This is a genomic window from Paenimyroides tangerinum, from assembly GCF_003865405.1.
Lineage (GTDB): Bacteria > Bacteroidota > Bacteroidia > Flavobacteriales > Flavobacteriaceae > Flavobacterium > Flavobacterium tangerinum.
The window spans coordinates 1-23,411 of record NZ_RQVQ01000013.1 but is presented as its reverse complement, the minus strand read 5'-3'; the positions used below and the strand labels follow the sequence as shown (position 1 = coordinate 23,411).

At 30.6% G+C, this 23,411-nt stretch carries 13 protein-coding genes; 4 read left to right on the top strand and 9 right to left on the bottom strand.

The annotated features are described in order from the left end of the window. Positions 1-41: 41 nt before the first annotated feature. From EG240_RS07020 to EG240_RS06995, 6 genes are all read right to left on the bottom strand, one after another. Positions 42-1,538, bottom strand: coding sequence for a T9SS type A sorting domain-containing protein (locus tag EG240_RS07020; RefSeq protein WP_125018690.1), 1,497 nt, complete (start codon positions 1,536-1,538; stop codon positions 42-44). 87 nt (positions 1,539-1,625) lie between these two features. Beyond that, positions 1,626-1,940, bottom strand: coding sequence for a DUF721 domain-containing protein (locus EG240_RS07015; RefSeq protein WP_125018689.1), 315 nt, complete (start codon positions 1,938-1,940; stop codon positions 1,626-1,628). Beyond that, on the bottom strand, positions 1,940-2,359 hold the full coding sequence (locus tag EG240_RS07010; protein ID WP_125018688.1) for a hypothetical protein: 420 nt from the start codon (positions 2,357-2,359) through the stop codon (positions 1,940-1,942). Before EG240_RS07010 ends, EG240_RS07015 begins: the two co-directional genes overlap by 1 nt. Beyond that, the gene (ftsY, locus tag EG240_RS07005; protein ID WP_125018687.1) at positions 2,359-3,312 is read right to left on the bottom strand and encodes a signal recognition particle-docking protein FtsY; all 954 of its coding nucleotides are present in this window, start codon (positions 3,310-3,312) and stop codon (positions 2,359-2,361) included. Before ftsY ends, EG240_RS07010 begins: the two co-directional genes overlap by 1 nt. Positions 3,313-3,556: 244 nt before the next feature. Continuing rightward, complete coding sequence (locus EG240_RS07000; RefSeq protein ID WP_125018686.1) at positions 3,557-3,871, bottom strand: DUF6787 family protein; 315 nt, start codon at positions 3,869-3,871, stop codon at positions 3,557-3,559. A gap of 41 nt (positions 3,872-3,912) precedes the next feature. Continuing rightward, a complete protein-coding gene (locus tag EG240_RS06995; protein WP_125018685.1) occupies positions 3,913-4,314 on the bottom strand; it encodes a DUF6146 family protein in 402 nt (133 codons plus the stop codon). 90 nt (positions 4,315-4,404) lie between these two features. Between EG240_RS06995 and prfB the strand changes: the two genes are divergently transcribed. From prfB to EG240_RS06980, 3 genes are all read left to right on the top strand, one after another. Next, a protein-coding gene (prfB, locus tag EG240_RS06990; protein ID WP_125018684.1) for a peptide chain release factor 2 occupies positions 4,405-5,503 on the top strand; the annotation gives its coding sequence in 2 pieces (ribosomal slippage) (positions 4,405-4,467 and positions 4,469-5,503; 1,098 coding nt in all). A gap of 170 nt (positions 5,504-5,673) precedes the next feature. Continuing rightward, on the top strand, positions 5,674-11,793 hold the full coding sequence (locus EG240_RS06985; RefSeq protein WP_125018683.1) for an alpha-2-macroglobulin family protein: 6,120 nt from the start codon (positions 5,674-5,676) through the stop codon (positions 11,791-11,793). Between the two features lie 1,136 nt (positions 11,794-12,929). Continuing rightward, positions 12,930-19,403 carry an alpha-2-macroglobulin family protein gene (locus EG240_RS06980; protein ID WP_125018682.1) on the top strand — a complete coding sequence of 2,158 codons (6,474 nt, stop codon included), beginning with the start codon at positions 12,930-12,932 and terminating at the stop codon, positions 19,401-19,403. A 192-nt stretch (positions 19,404-19,595) separates the two neighbouring features. On the opposite strand, the gene EG240_RS06975 is transcribed toward EG240_RS06980, so the two are convergent. The 3 genes from EG240_RS06975 to EG240_RS06965 are packed head-to-tail and all read right to left on the bottom strand — an operon-like array spanning position 19,596 to position 21,593. After that, a complete protein-coding gene (locus EG240_RS06975) occupies positions 19,596-20,318 on the bottom strand; it encodes a tRNA threonylcarbamoyladenosine dehydratase (protein ID WP_125018681.1) in 723 nt (240 codons plus the stop codon). A gap of 47 nt (positions 20,319-20,365) precedes the next feature. Then, positions 20,366-21,004: a TatD family hydrolase gene (locus EG240_RS06970; RefSeq protein WP_125018680.1), complete on the bottom strand. Its 639-nt coding sequence runs from the start codon at positions 21,002-21,004 to the stop codon at positions 20,366-20,368. After that, the gene (locus EG240_RS06965) at positions 20,994-21,593 is read right to left on the bottom strand and encodes a DUF1684 domain-containing protein (protein ID WP_125018679.1); all 600 of its coding nucleotides are present in this window, start codon (positions 21,591-21,593) and stop codon (positions 20,994-20,996) included. The genes EG240_RS06970 and EG240_RS06965 overlap by 11 nt, the downstream gene beginning before the upstream one ends. Positions 21,594-21,891: 298 nt before the next feature. On the opposite strand from EG240_RS06965, the gene EG240_RS06960 reads away from it, so the two are divergent. Continuing rightward, positions 21,892-22,767 carry a helix-turn-helix domain-containing protein gene (locus EG240_RS06960; RefSeq protein WP_125018678.1) on the top strand — a complete coding sequence of 292 codons (876 nt, stop codon included), beginning with the start codon at positions 21,892-21,894 and terminating at the stop codon, positions 22,765-22,767. Positions 22,768-23,411: the final 644 nt, after the last annotated feature.

Below are 23,411 nucleotides of genomic sequence, written 5' to 3'. Positions count from 1 at the left end.
AGGCGAGGTTTTTGAAAACCTCGCCTTTTTACTTACTACTCTTATTTTACTATAATTTTATTAATATTTGCTTTACCGTCAATTTTTGAAATTAAAATATAAACTCCAGAAGTATCTAATTTATAATTGAATTCATTTTGATTAAAGCGTCCTAAAGTACGTTGATCAACAAGCTTTCCGTTCATTTGATAAACGTATAATTCAACATTTGATTCAGAAGTTAGATTGTAAGAAATTTTAAAATCTTCTCCAGCTGAAACTGGGTTTGGATAAACTGTGATTTCGTTAGAAATTTTTCCATCAATTTTACTATAAACATTTGTTTGATATGAGTTTGTTACATTATTAGAAGTAACTCTCATTTCATAAACTCCAGTTTTATTTGTTGGTAAATTTTCTTTGTTTGAAACTAATTTATCATTGAAATACCAAGCAACCGTGTAATCCGATTTTTTATCAGCTTTGATTTCTGGTTTGATAGTGATTTCACCACGATCATTCAAGAACCATGCATCTGCTAAATCAGCTTTAACTGATGATAAATCATAAGAAACAGAAAGTAAATCCTTTCCATTCAAAATCACATCATTAAAAACAATTGCATTTTTATCGACATTTCCTTTTATTTTAGTTTCTCCATTGATGGTTAAATAAACCGTTTTTGAAGCATCGAAATTCTCTAATAATGAAGTATTAAAACTCAATGTAGCAACTTCTTCACTTCCTGATGCTGTTTGAGCTAAATACGTTTTTTCTAAAACCATCTCGCTTCCTTTATTTTCAAAACGATTACTTTTAGCATTATTTCCGATCAAAAGATATTCTTCATTTCTTAAAGTATTTGAAGAAATCGACAACAATTTATCTACAGAGTTTGTTGAAGAATTTTTACTAAAATCATAGAAATTAGATTTACCTAAACCAATGATATTTTTATTGAATTCTGGAGCATAAGAATTGTCCCACAAAACCACATTTTGGTTAGATAAATAATTATTGTTATCGATTAAAGAAATTCCATATTTCAAAGAAAGATAAGTTTGTAAATATTTGTGATCAATATCCGTAAACTCTTTATTCATATAAATAATCTCGTAAATATAGGTTCTATCTTTTACATTGTTTACCAACATAAACTCATCAGTAACTTTATAATTACCTAAATTAAAACCATATTTAAGAATCGCTCCTGATTGAATTTTTTCCATCAACGGAACATCTAAACTCTGAGGGTTTATATTTTGAGTTGTAATTTTTTGTTGGTAACATTTCATATTCAAATCTGCCAAATCAACAGAATGTGAATCGAAAGATTGAAATACAATATAGAAATTTGAATGATTATCGCCAAGTTGTGCCATAATTGCACCTTGATTATCTTCTGACAATGGATAATTTCCGTTCAAATTTACAACAGATTTTGCATCTGAACCTTTTACCCAAAACTTAGCTTCAGACTTTAAATTCTGAGCATTTACTTGTGTTTGTAAACTTAAAGCAAAACACAAAGTGGCAATTGAAAGTACTTTTTTTATCATATCGTGAAATTTTTAATAAATATAATAATTTATTCTAAAAATTAACAGCAATATACAAAAAAAAAGATTTGCATATACAAATCTTTTTTATCTTAATATTATTTCTTTCACAACATCTTTTCGAAGCTCTTCATTAATCATCTTAATGATTTTGTCTTTTCCGTAACTTAACTCTTCTCTTAAAACCGCAGAAGATAAAGCAACATAAAGCGTATTATTTTTCAGAACAACATCTAAAGTGTAATTTGCAATTCCAGGACCTAATAAATTAATCCAAGCTTCTTTGACATTTAATTTATCAATACCTGCTTCGAGTTTATTTCCTTGAATAAAAACCTTCAAAACATCGCTTATTGAAGTTTCTTCTTTAATACGACTATTGGGGTTAAATTTTTTTGACATTATTCAATTTTAATAGGTTCGAAACGTTTGTAATGATAAATAAAATCTTGATCGTTTTTGACAACTAAAACTTCGTCAGAAACTTTCACCAATTCTTCTGTCCAATTTGCATAATCAGTTTTATAAACCAAATAAGTTGCAGAGGCAGAATCTTTAACTGTAATCAATTCTTTTACATCATTAGTAAGATATTTTCCATCGATTTGCGGAACTACTTTTTGACGAAAACCTGAATTATCTTTCAATTCGATATAATCTACAGAAGTTGACATACCGTATTCTTTTTCTTCGCCATCTGGAGTTTCAACAAGTGTAACTTCCCAATAACCATTTATTTTATTCAACTCTTCAGGAGAAACTTTTGAATTACAAGAAATAATCAAAAGCGCAACCGGAATTAATTTTAATATATTTTTCATTATTTAAAAAACGAATCAACAAATTCATATTTATTAAAAACTTGTAAGTCTTCAATTCCTTCTCCAACTCCGATGTATTTTACTGGAATCTGGAATTGGTCAGAAATTCCAATTACAACACCGCCTTTTGCCGTTCCATCTAATTTGGTAACTGCTAAAGCAGAAACTTCTGTAGCCGCTGTAAATTGTTTTGCTTGTTCAAACGCATTTTGACCAGTTGAACCATCCAAAACCAACAAAACATCGTGAGGAGCATCAACTAAAACTTTTTGCATTACACGTTTTACTTTCGAAAGCTCGTTCATCAAACCAACTTTGTTATGTAAACGTCCCGCAGTATCAATGATTACAACATCTGCTTTTTGAGCAACAGCCGATTCCAAAGTATCAAATGCAACCGAAGCAGGATCACTTCCCATTTGTTGACGAACGATTGGAACTCCAACGCGATCTGCCCAAATTTGTAATTGGTCAATTGCTGCTGCACGGAACGTATCTGCCGCTCCAAGAACAACACTATATCCAGCTTTCTTAAATTGATGAGCCAACTTTCCAATAGTTGTTGTCTTCCCTACTCCATTTACGCCAACCACCATAATCACGTATGGTTTTTTGTCTTTTGGAATATCAAATTCGGTACTTTCTCCAGATTTTGTTTCAGATAATAATGCCGAAATTTCTTCACGAAGAATTTGGTTTAATTCATCAGTTCCTAAATATTTGTCACGTGAAACACGCTCTTCAATTCGTGTAATGATTTTTAAAGTCGTATTTACTCCAACATCAGACGAAATTAAAATATCTTCTAAATTGTCTAAAACCTCATCATCAACTTTAGATTTGCCGGCTACAGCCTTAGATAATTTAGAGAAAAAACTAGTCTTTGATTTCTCTAAACCTTTGTCTAAAGTTTCTTTTTTTTCTGATGAAAATAAACGTTTGAAAAAACTCATAGGTAATGCATTCTTTTATTAGACAAATATAGTTATTTAATAGGTATGATAAATATAAAATATTAAATCGGTTTTAATATAAACTTCTAATTAAATTTTCGTTACATATATATTTTTAGATTTTAAAAATTACGAAAACACTATTTTTTTTCATTAGTTTTTGAATAGTTAAAAATAAAACTTGATTCTATACAACACTTAAAAACAGTAAAAAGTCATCTGTTGAATTCTCAGATGACTTTTTTTATTTCGTTTGTTTTCCATACAGAAAACCCAATTTCATTCTAAAGAGCATTTTCTTAACAAAATTCCAAAAGAAAGTATGTTGTCCAAAAATGGTTCCTACAATAATTAAAATAACTTTATAAACAGGTAAGATCAAAACAATTCTAAGAATCCAATACGGAACAATATGAAAATCTTCTTTTGTGATTCCTAAAAATTCCAAAATTGGTTTGGTTATCCAAGCAGAAGTAGAACCTGTAATTGCAAACACAATAAAAATAATTACGATTTGAAAATTTGAGGTTACGCCCCAACGTTCTTTTAAGCTAGCCATTTCTTATTTAAAATAATTCTACGCAAATATACAAAGAAAGATTAATTTAAACGAATGTTATTGGTCTCTTGCCAATACAATAAATAGTTAAATAACATATAATTTACTTCAAAACCGTAATTCACATTTGAATGATAATCAATCGTGTAATCATATCCAGCCTTTCCAGCACGACTGCGACTGTTCCACGAATTTACCCAAACGCGATTCTTGTTTTCCAAATAAGCTAAATCATAATAACCTCGTTGCTTTCCACGAGTTTGCAACCAAGATTCAAATCCGGCATCGAAAATGATTACTTCGTATTCCAATTCGGGATTTGAAATAGTGATTTTTCCGTTTTCGATTTTTGAAATTCCTTTATCACTTGAAGACTTTTCAGCTTGCGAAGCACAAGACAAAATTCCAAAGTAAAAACAAATTAATAAGATGATTTTCTTCATAATTCTAAAGTTTAGATAAAGTTACAATTATTCTGTTGAAATTAATTTCATTCCCATTTATAAATCCTTATTTTTGTGAAAACTAAAAAAATGATTACAACAGAACAGGTCAAAAGCCTTATAGATCGCCTTGGTGCGTTAAGGAGGTATCTTTGACATCGATAAGAAATTAATCGAGATTACAAACGAAGAAGAAAAAACCTATGCTCCTGATTTTTGGAACAATGCCAAAGAAGCAGAAGCGATTGTAAAAAATATTCGTTCAAAGAAAAAATGGGTCGAAGGTTTCAATCAGGCTACAGCCGAAATCGAAGAACTTCAAATTGGTTTGGAGTTTTTTGCTGAAGGAGAAATTTCTGAAGAAGAAGTTACCGAGCAATACGATAACGCTTTGAATACCATCGAAGATTTGGAATTCAAGAATATGCTTTCAGACGAAGGTGACAGTATGAGTGCCGTTTTACAAATTACAGCCGGTGCTGGAGGTACCGAAAGTTGTGATTGGGCTGCGATGTTGATGCGTATGTATTTGATGTGGGGCGAAAAAAACGGTTACAAAATCAAAGAATTAAACTTCCAAGAAGGTGAAGTTACTGGAGTTAAAACCGTGACTTTAGAATTTGAAGGAGAATATGGCTTTGGATATCTAAAAGGCGAAAATGGAGTTCACCGTTTGGTGCGAATTTCACCCTTTGATAGCAACGCCAAACGTCATACTTCATTTGCTTCAGTTTACGTTTATCCGTTGGCTGATGATACGATCGAAATCGAAATTTCGGCATCGGATATTTCTTGGGAAACCATGCGTTCTTCGGGTGCTGGAGGTCAAAATGTAAACAAGGTGGAAACCGCGGTTCGTTTACGCCACCACCCTACCGGAATCATTATTGAAAACTCTGAAACACGTTCTCAGCTCGATAATAAAACCAAAGCAATGCAATTACTGAAATCGCAATTATTCGAAATTGAGTTGAAAAAACGACAAGCGAAACGCGATGAAATTGAAGCCAATAAAATGAAAATTGAATGGGGTTCACAAATTAGAAATTACGTAATGCATCCATATAAATTGGTCAAAGACGTACGAACACAACACGAAACAAGTGATGTGGACAGCGTAATGAACGGAAATCTTGAACCGTTCTTGAAAGCCTTTTTAATGATGATGGGACAAAAAGAAGAGAAATAATAAATCGGTCAGTTAGTAGCTGACCGATTTTTTTTGTTTAAATATTTTGCGAAAAGCGAGTGCGTACAGCCCGACCTGAAACGCAGTGGAAGGATTGCCCAAAAGATAGAAAAACTTAGTTTTGATAACTCATTGGCTTTTACTATATTTAGTAAAAATAAAACCAATGTATGAAAAAACTATTCTTACTTTTTTTGCTTTTTACTTCTTTATCTGTTACTTCTCAGAATTACCAAAAACAATGGAATAAAGTTTATGAAACAGAATCTAAAGGAAATGTAAAAGATGCTTATGAAGCGGTTTTGAAAATTGAGAAAAAAGCGCAAAAGAAAAACAATCAAGACGAGTTGATTAAAACTTTTCTTTTTAAAGCGAAATATGAAAATATTCTTTTAGATAATCAACATTCCGATTTTTTCACTGAAATAAATAAGCAAATTAAAAACGAAAACGGGAATTCTGTTTATTTCTATAATTATATAAAAGCTGTTTACTTAGCGGCTTATTTTGATAAATATCAATCAGATATTCAACGAAGAGGCGATGATAAATCTCTAAAATCTGATGGGGATTTTAAGGAATGGAATCAACGTGACTTCATTAATGCATTGACAGATTTATACAATCAAACGTTTTCTAATCCTAGAAAATTAGAAGTAATTCCGTTAAGTGATTTTAAAAAAGTGATTGATGATTACGAAAGTTCGAAACAAGAAAATGTTTATGAATTTCTACTTGAAAAATGGATGTTGTTGCCGTTATCACAGTTGTATATTAATACTGAACCTTCGCACTTTGAAGTTTATTCTAACTATAATGATTCGTTTCTGACATATGATTTATCTGAAAATTACGACGTGCGTTTGCAAGCTTATCAAACATTAGAAAAATATTACAAGCATAAGAAAAACCAATATCAATACGAGCGTGTGAAGTTTATGCGTTTTCAGTATAATTTTTTATTGGATGATTTAAATGTTTTAGATGCTTTAATCGCTAATTCATTTACAAACGAAATCAAGAATAAATACCGTTTGGAAAAACTATCTTATTTGTTAGAAAATGCAAACAAAAAAGAAAATCCGACTTATTATAAGCAAGCAATTGAGCTAATTGACACTCTGAAAACTCAGAAGTTTTCAAAAGAGATTTTAGATATGATTATCGCTCAAGAAAATTATATTAAAAGTAAACGTTTACTGATTTTTAATGAACCGACTTTATATAACAATCAGCATAATAAAATCTTGGTTGATTTTAAAAATATCGACACGCTTTATAATTTCGCTTATAAGGTTGAAGATTTACAAACGTTTAATAAATTAAAGTCAGATTCGTTATATTTTGATTATATTAAATCGCATAAACCATTTCAAATTCTTGAAACAGCAATACCAAATCACGGTGATTATAATATCAATACAACGGAAGTTTTATTGCCCGATTTTTCTCAAGGTTATTATGTTTTGGTTTCGAGTTACGAGAAAAACGTTACAGAAAATACAGCATCGGTTCGTTTTAATCCGTTTGTAGTTTCAGATGTATTTATTGTTTATAAAGTGTTTGATGATTTTTTTGAACTTCAATTATTAAACAGAAAAACAGGAAAACCTTTGCCAGAAACTACAATTTCTGTTTTTGAAGAGCGCTATGTAACAGATGAAAATGGTTTTGTGAAAATGAAGATGTTTGAGGAGGAATTCGACAGAAATGCGAATTACGATGTTTTCGTTTTTACGGATGATTTCATTTATCAAGAAACTTTTAAAGGTAAAGACTTCTATTTTTATGATAACAATTCAGATGATGATGAGAAACATATCATGTCATTTATTTATACCGACCGTGGACTTTATCGTTCTGGACAAGAAGTGTATTTCAAAGCGATTTTGGTTGAAACCAACGATGGTATTAATCGGAGAGCTGTTAAAGATTTAAGAGTTAATGTGGATTTAAGAGATTCTAATTATAGTGTAGTTTCTAATCTCGAACTAAAAACAAACGATTTTGGTAGCGTTTCAGGAAAATTTGTAATTCCTAAAAATGTTGATGATGGATCATTTGAAATTTCAATTTCTGAACCAGATGAATTAACTAAAGCAGAAGAAAAACTTTGGGTAACAATTGACCTTGAACATAATTATGCTTATTTCGAAGTAGCGGAATATAAACGAAATACTTATGAAGTAAAATTCAATCCCTATCAAGAAAATATTAAAATCGGTGAAACAATAATAATTTCTGGTTCGGTAAAAAGTTATACCCAAGCTTCGATTGCAAATGCCAAAGTTACAATTACTGCCTCGTATTGGTTGCACGATGATAATTATAATTCCAAAACAGCTAATTATCCGAACATTGAAATATTTACTGATGCGAACGGAAATTTTGAATTTCCTTTTACTTTCGTTAAAGATTCATTAAGTATAAACCGTATTATAAATGTAATTAAATATTATTTTCATGCCGAAGTGGTTGATGAGTCTGGTGAGGTTCGTGAAGATCGTTTGCAAATTAATTACGATGTAAAACCGTTTACTTTTAAATATATTCCTGAAAGTAATTCCTTTTATAAGAACAGAGATAAGTTTGAAGTTGAAATAGTAACTAGTACAGTAAACGGAAAATTTGTTCCAACAAAAGGAAAAGTCAAAGTTTTTAAGCGTTCAGGAAGTAAAAAATTTCAGTTAGAAACTTTATGGATGAAGCCAACAGAACAAATTATCGATTCGGTAACTTTGGCTGATAAATTCCCATATCAAAGTTATGTTTATGATTTTGAACCTAAAGTACCTAAACTTATTTTCGAACAAGAATACACAACTAAAGAAAATGAAAAATTTGTTTTAAACGATCAACTATTTGATTTAGGTGAATACTATTTGCAATTTATTCCGAACGATACTTTATTTACTCCAGCAAAGCACAATTTTAATTTCAGTGTTTTAGATTATACCTATCATCGTTCGGTTTCTGTTGAAATTGATGAAGAAAAGTCGTTACGTTCCAAAAAATTACAACTAAAAATCTTTAGTAAAGTTCCTGAAGTTTATGCAAATCTAGATTTGAATTATTTAGGAAATCAAAATAAAAGTTTTATAATTCATTTAAAACAAGGTGAGAATTTGGTTGAATTACCAATTGATATAGAGAATAGAGATATTAAATTTAAAAGCAATTTGTATTTTGTTTACGAAAACAGATTGTTTAATGAATTTGTCGATATTTCATTTCCTTATAAAAAGGATTATTCAACGATAAAAACAGAAATCGTTCATTTAAATGATAAGCTAAATCCAGGCGAAGATTACAACTGGAAGTTAAAAGTTTCTAATCAAAACAAACCCAAAGAGAAAATTGAAGTTTTAGCAAGCATGTACGATTTTTCGTTAGATGAAATTCATAGCGAACGTTGGGATCCTTTTTATTTTTATAATTATGGAAATACTAATTTACCAGAAATAAGAAACAGTTTATATAATTTTTTCGAACCAAGCTTTTATGCTTTAGCCATGCCTATAAATATTCTTTATAATAGAAGTTTAATCTCCAAAACAGATTTCAATTGGTTTGGTTTCGATTTTTTTGATAAAACAATATCCAAAGAATTTGTTTCTAAAACTAAGTTAAATACCGTTGCTGGAGAAATTTCAGGCAGAGTTTTTTCTAGAGATTATGGTGATAATATACCTGGAGCAACACTTTTGGTTGTAGGAACAACAAACGGAGTTGATACAGATGGAAATGGATATTTCAGATTAAAAGCCAAACAAGGCGATATCATTTCTGTTATTTATCTAGGATTTAAACCATTGAAATTTATTGTATCTGGAGATTATTTTGAAATTCCATTAGAAGAAGAGGATAGTTTGGAGTTAAACGATATTGTCATTGACACTTATCGTACTATGCCTAATTATCCAGATGTTGAAGTAAATCAGAAAAATAAAACCATGGCAAATGTTTTAGATGCTCATGCCAATATAAAAGCCCGTAAAAATTTAAGTGAAACCGCTTTCTTTTATCCAAATTTATATCCAAACGATAAAGGCGAAGTTGAAATTAAATTCAGGGCTCCAGAAGCTTTAACCAAATGGAAATTAAAAACATTGGCAAATGATAAACACGGAAACTCAAATTATTTTGCGCATTTAGCTTATACACAACGCAACGTAATGATTCAGCCAAACATGCCACGTTTTGTTCGTGAAACCGATGAAGTTGAACTTAAAGCTCGTGTGAGTAATACCACGAATTCAAACCTAAAAGCAACTGCATTGTTGCGTTTATTCAACACGATTACTGGCGAAGATTTAACCAATCAAATCATTAAAACAGAAGCATTAATTCCAGTTGCCATTCAAGCTAATAGTTCAAATTCGGTAAGTTGGCAGGTTCAAGTACCTAAAAATGTAGAAGGTTTGCAATACAGAATTTCAGTTCAATCAGATAATTTTACAGATGCTGAAGAAAGCATAATTCCCGTTTTAAGCAACCGTGAATTGGTTACTGAAACCGTTCCAATCTGGCAACTTGGTAATGAAACTAAAAAGTATGAATTAACTAATTTGCTTAAAAACGAATCGAGCAGTTTAGAAAATCATCAATTAAAAATAGATGTTTCAAATAACGCCACTTGGTTAATGATGCAATCGTTGCCGTATTTGTATGAATATCCGTATGATTGTTCAGAGCAACTTTTCGCAAAATATTACGCCTATGCAATTGCTGCTTATATTTTAGAAACTAATGAACCTATTCAAAAATTAGTTGCTGCTTGGAGAGAAAATCCAAAGTCCAAATTCGAAGAAAATGAAGAGCTAAATCAAATCTTAAATCAAGATTTACCTTGGTTAAAAGATTTAATGTCAGATGACGAAAAGAAAGCTCAATTTGTATCGTTTTTTGATGAGCAAAGTTTACTTCAAAAAGTAGATAAGATTGAAGATGTTTTAATAGAGCGTCAAACTCAATCGGGCGGATTACCTTGGTTCGATGGTGGAGAAGCAAGTAATTATATAACTAATCATATTTTAGTTACAGCAGCCAAACTTAAAAAATTAGGTATTCAACCAAGTTTCATCGCAACAGATAATGAAACTAAATTTATAAACAAAGCAAACACTTATTTAGACACAAGGTTCAATGATTTGTTTACTAAAGAAAAAGAAGCAACGTCTTTTGAAATTATCGATTATGCTTTAGTAAAAAGTTATTATGCTGATGTATTTTCGACTCCAGAAAAGAATAAGTTAAGAATTGATAAGCGTTTAGCCGAATTACGAAACGATTGGATTACGTTGCCTTTATATCACAAAGCTAAGTTAATTTTAATTGCAAACAGAAAAGGCGATTACCAATGGGCTAACGAAATTGCAAATCAGTTAGAACAAACCGCAGTTTTAGATGAAACCTATGGATTGTTTTGGAGAGAAAATGTAAGTAAGCATTATTTTTATTATAACGAAGCCGAAGTACAAGCTTTGATTGTAGAAGCCTTTAAAGAAATGAAAAAGCCACAAGAAACGATCAATAAATTAAATGCTTGGTTAATTAGTAGAAAAACGCAAAATTCTTGGGAAACAACTAAAGCAACAACAGAAGCACTTTATGCTATATTGTTAGGTGAAGATTCAAAAGAAATTTCCAAAGAAACCATTAAAATTAAAGTTGGAAATGAGAAAATCAACACTGCTAAAAACAAAGATGTAAGTTTAGAAGAAGCCGTTGGAATGTTTTCTTACCGCTGGTTAGGAAAGCAAATTAAACCCGAAATGGGAAAAATTGAAGTTGAAAACAAAACATCAAAACCTGTTTTCGGTGGTATTTATTGGCAATATTTCCAAGATTTAAATCAAATAAAACAATCACAAGATGGTGTTTTAAATATCAACAGAACTTATTATTCACAAAACAAGTCTGGAAATTGGGAGCCTATTACAACCAAAACAAAGTTAGAATTAGGTCAAAAGGTAAAAGTTCAACTACAAATCGAAGCCAAACGCGATTTGAGTTATATACATTTAAAAGACAATCGACCGGCAACTTTTGAACCTTTAGATGTTTTATCACAATATCATTACAAAGAAGGAATGGTTTATTATCAAACCAATAAAGACGCCTCTACAAATTTCTTTTTCGACCATTTGTCTAAAGGAAATCACAAGCTAGAATATGAAGTTCGCTTAAACAATATCGGAAGTTTTACAAGCGGCATTTCAACCATTCAAAGCATGTATGCTCCGGCTCATTCTGCACATGCTTCAGGCGGAAAAGTTGAGGTTCAATAAAACCAAAGAAACGTTTCAATTCATTTTGAAGCGTTTTTTTTATGGCGTTCGCTCACAAAAACTCCTTACGTCGTTTTTGCAGCGGCGCGTCTTCCGCTAAATCTTTTTTGTATCGTTCCCTTATTCATTTATATCATTCCGAACTTGTTTTAGAATTTTATTTTCTAATCTCATTTTCTGCTCAAAACAAAAAAGGATACCGCTGCAACCGCTAACGCAAACTGAGTCTTAAAGTCTAAAGTTAGAGGTTTAAAGTTTAAAGTTCAAAGTTAACCTGCGAGGTTTTCCAAACCTTGTCGGTTTATATTCATTTGAAAATTTCATCCGTGCATCTGTGGTAAAGCTCATTGAACTCCGACAGAGTTCGAAACTCTGTCGAAGTTTTACGAATATTATAATCTGTGAAGTTTCCAAACTTTATAGTTTTATTCGATAACGAGATTCTCATCATTTTGCATATTTCATATTTAAAGCATTAATTTTTTCAATTGAAAATTCCATCCGTGCATCTGCGGTAAAACTCATTCAACTCCGACAGAGTTTAGAACTCTGTCGGAGTTTTATATTCTATGAAAATCAAGTGTAATTTAGAATGTAAAAGAACCGTGAGCTACTTTTAGTAAAAACCTGCGCAGCTATTTATGAAAACCTGCTTAGAAGTTTGCCAACTTCTAAGCAAGAGTTGAGTAACTCCTAAGCAAGAGTTTAGTGAAACCTGCGCAGCGATATAAAGAAAGCTAAAAAGTATTTCAATCACTGAAATTTTAAGATAGCTAACTTAACATTATAAAGCTGTATTCGTGCATCAGTGGAACAAAGTCATAAAGTTCAAAGTTAACCTGCGAGGTTTTTCAAACCTTGTAGGTTTGTTTTCAATTCAGTTTTTCCAAAAAACGAAGTTTTCAAACTCTTATTCAATACATTTCTAAATCTCCAAATCATCAAATCATCAAATTTCCAATCCCGCAAAAGGGATGGAAGCTTTGTTTGAGCTCTTTTGTAAATTTTTAATTTGCGAAAAGCGAGTGCGTACAGCCCGACCTGAAACGCAGTGGAAGGATTGCTCAAAAGTTAGAAATACTTAGTTTTTTTAACTGATTGATTTTTATTACTTTTAGTCGAATTAAAACCACTTTATGAAAAACAAGATTCTACTTTTTTTATGCTTCGTTTCTTTTTCGATTTTCGCACAAGATTATCAAAAACAATGGAATGAAGTTTATGAACTTGAACAAAAAGGTTCGTATAAATCTTTGAATACCAAACTTGAACAGATTTATAAAACTGCCAAAAAGGACCAAAACGAAGCGCAAAGAGCGAAAGCTTTTATCTTTCAGATGAAGGTTGAAAATGTGTTGGAAGAAACCAATTTTCAGAAAAAAGTGGAACGTTTGCGTTCTGAAATTTCGCAATCTACCGGAATTTACAAAGAAGTTTTTCGTTGGTATTACATCAAAACCTTGATGAATGCGTATGAGTCGAAGTTTTCGAATTGGAGATATTTCAGCGGAGTTACCACAAACACAACTGATTTACCAAAAAATATCGATTTGTGGACGCAACAACAATATCAAGAAGTTATTTTGGAGCAAGCAGATTTATTGTTTGCACAAGAAGCTTTGATGAAAAAAACAAAGGTCGATAAAATCAAATATTTAATTGATTTTGATATGATTGACAACAATTTAAATCAATCAGTTTACGACTTTTTTGCAATCAATTTTATAAATGATTACGCAACCGATTCTCAGATTATTTATCCATCCTATAAAGATTTTAATCGTTTTGATTCGTCTTTTGCGAATTGTAAAATCATTTTTGATGAGCCAAATGGTTATTCAGATGTTAGACAAAAACTGACTAAACAAGCGGCTTTGTTACTTCAAAATCTAGAAAAACAATATCAAGAAAAGAATCAAGATTTGTTGTTAGATAAAATTCGTTTTGTGCGATTTGAAAAATTTGCTACAGAACGTAATGCCGAATCTGAAACATTTCAATCTTTAGGTAAAAACTTGAAAACCAATTATTATAAGAATCGTTGGATTTCGATGTATGCGCATAAATTATCAGATGAGGCAAATAAACTTGAAAAGAAAGATTATTTTGATAAAGCTTTGAAAAACATTGAAGAAGTTAAAAAATCTAAAACAGAAAATAATCAATTAGAAGCAGTTCAAAATTTAGAAAATTCGATTAAGTCTAAAGATTATTCAATTACGTTAAAAGAAGAAGTTTATGAAAATGAACCTGTAAAATATTTGATTGATTATAGAAATATCGATACGCTACATTTGGCTTATTACGATTTTTCGAAGCATAAAGCCATTAATGATAGTATTTTTAAATTGGTTTTGAAAAACGATAAACCATTGAAAAAAGTAACTTATAATTTACCACAAGATTTTCCGTATTTTCAAAATTCTACCGAAATTTTAGGAGAGCAGTTTCCTGTTGGAACTTATTTGTTGGTTTCGTATTCAAATGAAAAAGATTTAGAAATGTATAACTCTAATAAAACTTCGATTTTTAAAACTTCGAACGTTATGTTATTGACCAAAAATATAAGTAACGAAAGTTCGGCAATCTTTATTTTAAATCCAAAAACGGGTAAACCTTACCAAAACAAAGCTGCACTTTTTAATCGTAAAAGATATGTTTCTGACGAAAACGGAAAAATTATTGTTCCTAATAGTAGAAATTACCGTGACGAAAATAAAATTGAAATTTATGTAAATAACGAAATTTATCGCAAATTTCTTTATTTAGATTCTTGGGGACAATCGGTGCAAATTGAAAGGCGTCAACGCCAAGCAAATGTCGATTTGTTTACTGACCGAGCTATTTATCGTCCGGGGCAAGAAGTGCATTTCAAAGGAATTTTGTATGAAATGAATCCGAATCAAAATCAAGTGCTTTCTAATAAATCTTTTAAAGTTATTTTAAAGGATGATAACGGAAATGATGTTGAAGAAAAGCTTGTTAAAACAAATGAATTGGGAGGTTTTAGTGGTTCGTTTGTTTTGCCTAAATCAATTCCTACAGGTGAATTTACGATTCGAATTAAAAAATTAGATGAATATAAAGATAAAATTGAGGGGGATTTTTGGAGTAATTTGAATTTTCCAAATGAATCTTTTGATTATCGTGTGGAAGAATACAAACGACCAACTTACAATTTTAAAATTGATGAAATAACAAAGAATGTTTTCTTTGATGAGAAGATTACAATAAGCGGAAAAGCCGAAAGTTTAGCGGGCGGAGCTATTGCAAATGCGAAAGTAAAATTAAATGCGGAAGCTAATTTCTATAATTATGAAAAAAGTAAATCAGTTGTATTGGTAAAAATTGATGAAGAAATATTAACAGATGATTTCGGAAAGTTTGAGTATCAATTTACGATTCCATCAGATTCGTTAGGCAATCGTTTTAGAAGTGAAATTATTAAAGTAAATGTAAATTTTGAAATTGTAGTAACAGACCAAGCTGGTGAAGTAAGAGAAGAATATTTAGATTTTTATGTTTCTAACACTTCGGTTGATGTTTCGGTTTATGCTGGACGAAATTTCGTAACAGATAAACCGTTGGAAGTTTCAATAAATTCACGAACTCATAATGGAGATTTTACTCCAGCAACCGGAACAATAAAAATTTACCAAACGCTTCCAAAAGATAAATTTTATGAAAATAGTCCGTGGCAAATTCCTGAATTAAAATCGATAGATGAAACTACGTTTAGAAAATTATTTCCATATCAAGCTTATAATTTAGAAGAACTGAAATATCCTGAAAAAACTTTGGTTTATGAGGGAAGTTTTACAACAGCCGAAAACAAAAAATTTGAATTAGATATCAAAGATTGGAAAACGGCTGCTTATGAATTGGTTTTCGAAACGATTGATTCAAAATCGAAATTACCTATTAAAAACCAAACCAATTTTTCAATTAAAAAGGCTGAGGAAAAATTAGCTAAAAACGAAAATCTAACGGTTATCACACATCCAAAATCATCAGCTAATTATATGATTTTAGAAGTGAATAGCATTTATGATGATGCCACATTGTTCATTGAATATTTTGATAGCGATGCATCAATTCAATCACGTAATTTCCCGATTCGTAAAGGAAGTCAGTTCATTCGTATTCCTTTGTCAGCAAGTTCAGAAAACGAAACCATTTCGTATCAATGGTTTTTTGTACAAAATCAAAAGATGTATAAAGGAAATGGTGTTTTTGATTTCAAACAAATAAAAGAAGTCAATAATCCAAAATGGCAAGCCGAATGGCAAGCTTGGAATAACAAGTTAACACCAGCTCAGCAATATCAATGGAAGTTAATCTTGAAAGATAGCAAAACCAATAAACCTTTTGAAGGCGAGTTTTTAGCGTCGATGTACGATGCTTCACTTGATATGATTTACAGTAAATATTGGAATACAAATGCAAGTAAAATTTACAATTATATGTATGTGAATTTTTCATCGCCAAAAGCACAGCATAATTTAATTAGCAATCGAATTTCAACTTCTCGTTCAAGTTTTTCAAATCCGATGTATTGGAATACTTGGGAATATTTTGGATATGGTTTCAATACAGATACTTATTATAATAAATATTACGGTCATATTTCTTCTGATAATAAAACAAAATATTATCAAATAGAAGTGCGAGATGAATCAACAGATAAATTAATTGCAAATGCAAGTGTTTTTAATCTAAAAACGGGTTCACGAACTACCACAAACGAAGATGGTTTTGCAAGTATTTCCGAAAATGAAAAACCGTTAATTGCTGTCGCTGCATTAGGTTATAAAGAAACTCGATTAGAATTAAAAAATATTTTTACGATTATTTATCTTGAGTCTGATAATGAAATAATTTCAGATAAATCACTGAATATATTACGCGATAGTGAATCTGAATGGTATAAAATAAGTGAAGCTTTTTACCATTTATTATCAGATGCTTCGAAATCTGTTCAAGATGAAAAGTATTTTACAAATGAAATTATTAAAGAAGATTCTGTTTCAGGAGATTTTAAATCAATAGGTGAAATGACTGGTGGTGCAGATAAAGGAAGTCGAGGTACAGGGACTAGAGAAACCTTTTTTGATGAAGATTATAATGTAGTAACAACCGATATGTCCGATACAACAGCAAGATCCAAAAGCAGTGTTGCAGCTTCAACAGTATCATCTCAAACTATTGTAGGATACCCAAATGCAGATTTAGTATTAGCTTTACAAGCTCAAGTTCCTGGTTTAAATATCGCAGAAAATCGTGAATTTGTCGAAAATGCACATAAAGCAATTACCTTACGTAAAAACTTAAATGAAACCGCATTTTTCTACCCGCATTTAAAGACAGGTAAAAACGGAGAAATAGTTTTTGATTTTACTGCACCTGAATCTTTAACCGAATGGAAGTTTAGAGGTTTGGCTCATAATAAAAATGCTGATTTTGTTTATTTAGAAACCTTTAGTAAAACACAAAAAGACGTAATGATTCAGCCTAATATGCCACGTTTTGTGCGTGAAACAGATGAGGTAGTTTTAAAAGCTCGCGTGAGCAATACCACAAATGATAAGCTAAAAGCTACTGCGATGTTGCGTTTATTTAACACCATTACAGGTGAAGATTTAACCAATCAAATCATTAAAACTGAGGCGTTTATTCTAGTAAATATTGAAGGCTTTAGTTCAAATGCGGTAAGTTGGAAAGTTCAAATTCCAAAAGACATTATTGGATTACAATATCGTATTTCGGTTCAAGCTGGTAATTTTACCGATGGTGAAGAAAGTGTGATTCCGGTTTTAAGCAACCGTCAATTGGTTACTGAAACTTTGCCTGTTTGGCAATTGGCAAATGAAACCAAAACCTATCAACTAACCAATTTAATCGATAATAAATCAACGACTTTAGATAATCATCAATTGAAAATTGATATTTCAAACAATGTCACTTGGTTGATGATGCAATCGTTTCCGTATTTAATGGATTATCCGTATGATTGTTCCGAGCAATTATTCTCGAAATATTTTGCGTCTGCAATTGCCTTGCATATTGTGGAAGAAAATCCAATGATTGAGCAATTAGTTAAAGAATGGAGAGAAAATCCAATGTCGAAATTAGAAGAAAATGAAGACTTGAAACAAACGCTTTTACAAGATACACCCTGGATGCGCGATTTGATTTCAGACACCGAAAAGAAAGCGCAATTCGCTTCTAATTTTGATGTGAATCGTTTAGAAGAATTAACCGAACGAATCGAAGATAGACTAATCGAACGTCAACTTCCTAGTGGTTCACTGCCTTGGTTTACTGGCGGAAACGAAAATCCGTATATTACTTGGCAAATTGTAGTTACTGCTGCACAATTAAACAATTTAGATATTAAATCGAATTTCTTAAACGGAGATAAAGGTTTCATTCATAGCGCGCAGAATTATTTAGATTTTCGTTTTGAAAAATCATACAGTGATAAATACGACGCTTCGATTTCTCAAGTACTTGATTATGCTTTTATGAAAAGTTATTTTACAGACCAATTTAAAATTTCAGATAAAAATCAAAAACATATTGACAAACGTTTAAATGATTATCGTGAAAAATGGGTTGATTTTTCTTTATATGAAAAAGCGAAATTAATCATTGTTTTACAACGAAAAGGCGAAACAGCTTGGGCAAAAGAAATCATCAATCAGTTAGAAGAAAGTGCTGTTATAGACGAAACTTATGGAATGTATTGGCGTGCTAATTCAAGTCGAAATTATTACTATTACAACGCCGCCGAAGTTCAGGCAATGGTTATCGAAGCTTATAAAGCGATGAAAATGCCCGATGATAAAATCCAACGATTAAATGCTTGGTTGTTAAGCAAGAAAACCCAAAACGATTGGGGAACGACAAAAGCAACCACGCAATCGCTTTATGCTTTAATTCTTGGGCAGCAAGGTATGGATTTGAATAAAGGTTCGATTCAGTTAAAAGTCGGTAAAGAAATCAAAAATGTAACTCAAGATATCAACTCAAAAACCGAAGAAGAAATTGGGATTTTCTCTTACCAATGGTTGGGCGATAAAGTAAAACCTGAAATGGGAACTATTGAAATCAAAAATACCACTTGGCAACCTGTTTACGGAGGAATTTATTGGCAATATTTTGAAAATATGGACAAAATAAAAAACAGTCCAGATGGTGTTTTAACCATTTCGAGAGATTATTATATCGAAAATAAAGACGGGAAATGGGATTTAATAACACCAGAAACTCAACTTGTTTTAGGTCAAAAAGTGAAAGTTCGTATTGAGTTCGAAGCCATTCAAGAAATGAGTTATTTGCACATCAAAGACAATCGTCCAGCAACTTTCGAACCTTTAGATGTGCTATCAGGTCAGCATTACGGCAACGGTTTACGTTATTACCAAACTACCAAAGACGCCTCGACCAATTTCTTTATCGACCATTTAAATAAAGGAAAATACGTTCTAGAATACGATGTTCGATTAAACAACATTGGAAGTTTTACTAGTGGTATTTCAATCATTCAAAGTATGTATGCGCCCGAACATTCATCGCATACTGCTGGTGATAAAGTCGAAGTTCAATAATACAAAGAAACGTTTCAATTCATTTTGAAGCGTTTTTTTATGGCGTTCGCTCACAAAAACTCCTTGTCCTATATAATAAATCTTTATATTATGAAATTATAATTCATCCCTAAAGAAAAAAAAATCACTAATGATAACTTTTTTACAAATTATTTTTAGTGATTTTTTTATTCCTAAAAAGTCTTTTAAATATTACTTTTCTTTCTTAACTAAATGTTTGATTACGGTTTCGGCAGCGTGAAGTCCGAATAAAGCGGGCATCCAACTGTTGGTTCCGAAGAACGATTTTTTGTAGTTAGAACCGTCGGTCATTTTTAAACTGCTTTCGTCTGGTTTTTCTAAAGAGAAAACGGCTTTAACTCCTGATTTGATTCCTTCTTTACGTAAGCGTTTACGAATTACTTTAGCCAACGGGCAAACATCCGTTTTACCAATATCCTTAACTACCACTTTGCTTGCTAACATTTTTCCGCCAGCTCCCATGTTACTAATCACTTTTACACCTTTGCGTTTTGCAGCGATGATTAAGTTTAATTTTGGAGTTACGCTGTCAATGCAATCTAAAACGTAATCGAAATCTTTTGTTACAATTTCGTGTGCGCGTTCTGGTGAAATGAATTCTTCGATACGAATTAAATTCAATTCAGGATTAATGTCCATTAAACGATCTCCTACAACTTTAATTTTTGGCATACCAACCGTAGAATGTAAGGCTGGTAATTGACGGTTGACATTTGTGATATCAACAATGTCGCCATCAACAATGGTCATGTTTCCAACTCCGGCACGAGCTAAAAACTCAGCAGCGAATGAACCTACTCCACCTAAACCAACTACTAATACGTTCGAATTTTTTAAGGTTTCGATTCCTTCTGCTTTAAATAATAATTCTGCTCTTTCTTGCCAAACAGCCATTCCAATTCAATTTAAGTGATTAAGCTTCCCGATCTAAAAATCGGACATTAATCGCGGTTAAAAACTTTTATATAATTATGTTCAATTAATTTTTCTACATCAGTTTCAAGAACCGATTGGGCTTTTGCGTAAACTTGATCAATGGTTTCTTCGATCATGTCGGTTTCAAGAAAAAGAAATTCGGTAGGAATTTGCTTTAAAACATTTAAAAGTTCTGGATTACGAAGTAAATATTTTCCGAACGAAAGATAAAATCCGTTTTTATACAAACTTTGTGCAACTTGTATGTTTTTAGAAAATCCGTGAATAATCATTGGAACCGTAATTTTCAGTTGCATTTTGATTTCAATAACTTCTTGATAAGCTGAAACGCAGTGCAAAATTACAGCTTTTTTATGTTTCTCGGCAAGTAAAAGTTGTTGTTTGAATACAGAAATCTGATCTTCTAAAGGAGTTTCTATGCGTTTATCTAAACCACATTCTCCTAAAGCTTTACAATTTGGATGTTGTAAGGTTTGTTCGATAATTTGTAAATCGTGTTCTAAATTTTGAAAATCGATATACCAAGGATGGATTCCAACAGTGAAATTTGGAATTAATAAATCGACTTCATTTGGATATTGATTCACTAATTCAACAACATCTTTTCGATTTGAAAAATGATGCGTATGAATGTTATATTTCATCTTTTGGATAAGTTACTCCAGCTTTGATTTCGATATCTAAGAAATTTTCTTCTGGTGTGATTGGACATGAATAACGCGCTGAATATGCACAATATGGATTGTAAGCTTGATTAAAATCAATAATCATTTTGTTTGATTCAGGGATTTGAACATCTAAATAACGCCCGCCTCCGTAAGTTGTTTCTCCACTTGTTAAATCATAAAATGGAAGAAACAAATGTTTTTCAAGTCCCTTTCTCTTGCTTAAAGCAATATTCTGATAAACCACTAATTGTAATTTCTGTCCATCAATTTGGAAATGTAAAATTCCATATTTTTTATATTCTTGTTGAATTTTACCTGTAGATGGCATTAAAAAAGGTTTTTGATTTTTAAGCAATTCCAATTCTGCTTCAACAATATATTTTTCATCCAAATCAAAAAAAGTAATTCCTTTAAATGATTTTTGCTCTTCTTCATCTAATGGAGTTGTTTCTGAATTATTGTAAAAAGTGATTAATTCGGTTTGGTATTTTTGAGTAGTTTCTAAATTGTTTTGGGCAAAAGAAACTAAGGGAAAACAGAATAAAAAGGCAAAAAAATGCTTCATAGAGTATTAAATATAGTAAAGAACAATATTAGTGTTTTTTTTTATATCTCTTTTGACAAATAATTTAAAAGAAAAAATAGATTCTTAAAACAAAAACATAAAAAAATACAAGTCATGAAAAATGACTAAATACATTTAATATCTAGAAATTTTTAAAAAAAACAAAAATTAACATAAATAAGACATTACAAACAGCACAAAAACTAAAAATTTACACAATAACATTAGATTTTATTAAAACTAACTTCACTTATGGTAAAGTATTCTTTTTTAATGATATTTGTAAAAATAATTAATAATGAATGATTTACTAAGTTTATCAAATCCAAGAGGCTATATTTCTTCTAAAGCGACATATCTCACAGAGAACGATCAACATATTACACAATATAATGATGTTTATCAGATTTTGTGGGTAAAAAAAGGTAATGTTAAGATTTCACTTTCGCATTTAAGTAAAGTTCTAGAACCAAACGATTGTATTTTCTTAGGTAAAAATGAAATGTTTAGACTTACAGCATCCGAAAGTTATGAACTTCATTACATTCAATTTACTGAAGAGTTTTATTGTATAAATGAATCTGATCGAATTTTTTTGAGTAGATGTTCTTATTTTAATAATACAGAATCAATCAACTTTTTAAAATTAGAACCTCAATACATTAAATTTGTTGAAAACTACGCAGGTATGTTAAATAAATTTTTGATTGAACCTTTTTCTGAAATTAATAATTTATTTGCTAAAAACACCATAGAAAGAATATTACTTTTCACGCTTTCAATGGATTTACAACATTTTCAATCATTTAATTCGAAGAAATTTTTACCATATCAAATTAAAATGATTAACAAATTCAACGAATTAATTAAAAATAACATCAAAAAAGAAAGATCTGTTGCTTTTTATGCAAACATACTTGATCTTGATAATAATAAAATGAAAGAAATGTGTAAAGCTGTTTATGGAATTACACCTAAGAAATTCATCGCAATTGCTTGTATCAACGAAGCAAAAACACTTCTTAAACACACAAACATGAGTATTAAAGAAATCTCATACGAATTGAACTTTGAAGATGTTAGTAATTTCATTCGTTTTTTCATAACAGCTACAAGTATTTCTCCTTCAAAATACAGAGAAAGCTTAACATCAAATGAAATAAAAACAATTTAACTATAAAAAAACAGAAAAACCAGGAATCTCATATAACAGGATTCCTTTTTTTTAACTACCCTATCTAGAAAATATAAAAATTACAAATATTTGTTATTTTTTTACAAATGAAAAAATAAATAAGCTACGTAATTTCGCATCCCTTTTTAATACACTTTTTTAATCACAAAAAAACTGAAACTTTGGAAGAAATTTAAAGATGGATTTTTAAATTTTTATTGACAATTCGTTCAACAAAAATGATAATTAACGTATTAAGAAATCAAATTACTTTTGCATCGTAATTAAGAAATGACTTTAAATAAATTGATTTTTTTATTGACAATACGTTCAACAAAAATGATAATAAACGAATTAAGTAATCAAATTACTTTTGTCAAAAATTAAAATAAAAACAAGAGAGCTCTTCAAAACCCACATCGCTAAAATAGATAAAAAAATATAAATTACAAAATAATTATTACAAAAAATGAAAACAACAAGTAACTTCTTCAAAACAACTACTGTATTAGCAATCGCTTTAATGTTCGGATTCAGCGCAAACGCTCAAGAAAAAGTAAAAACAAATAAATTATCAGTTAAAGTTGGTGAGTTCTATAGCTTAAAGTTAAGCAATGATAACGCAACAATTTTATTAGATAGCG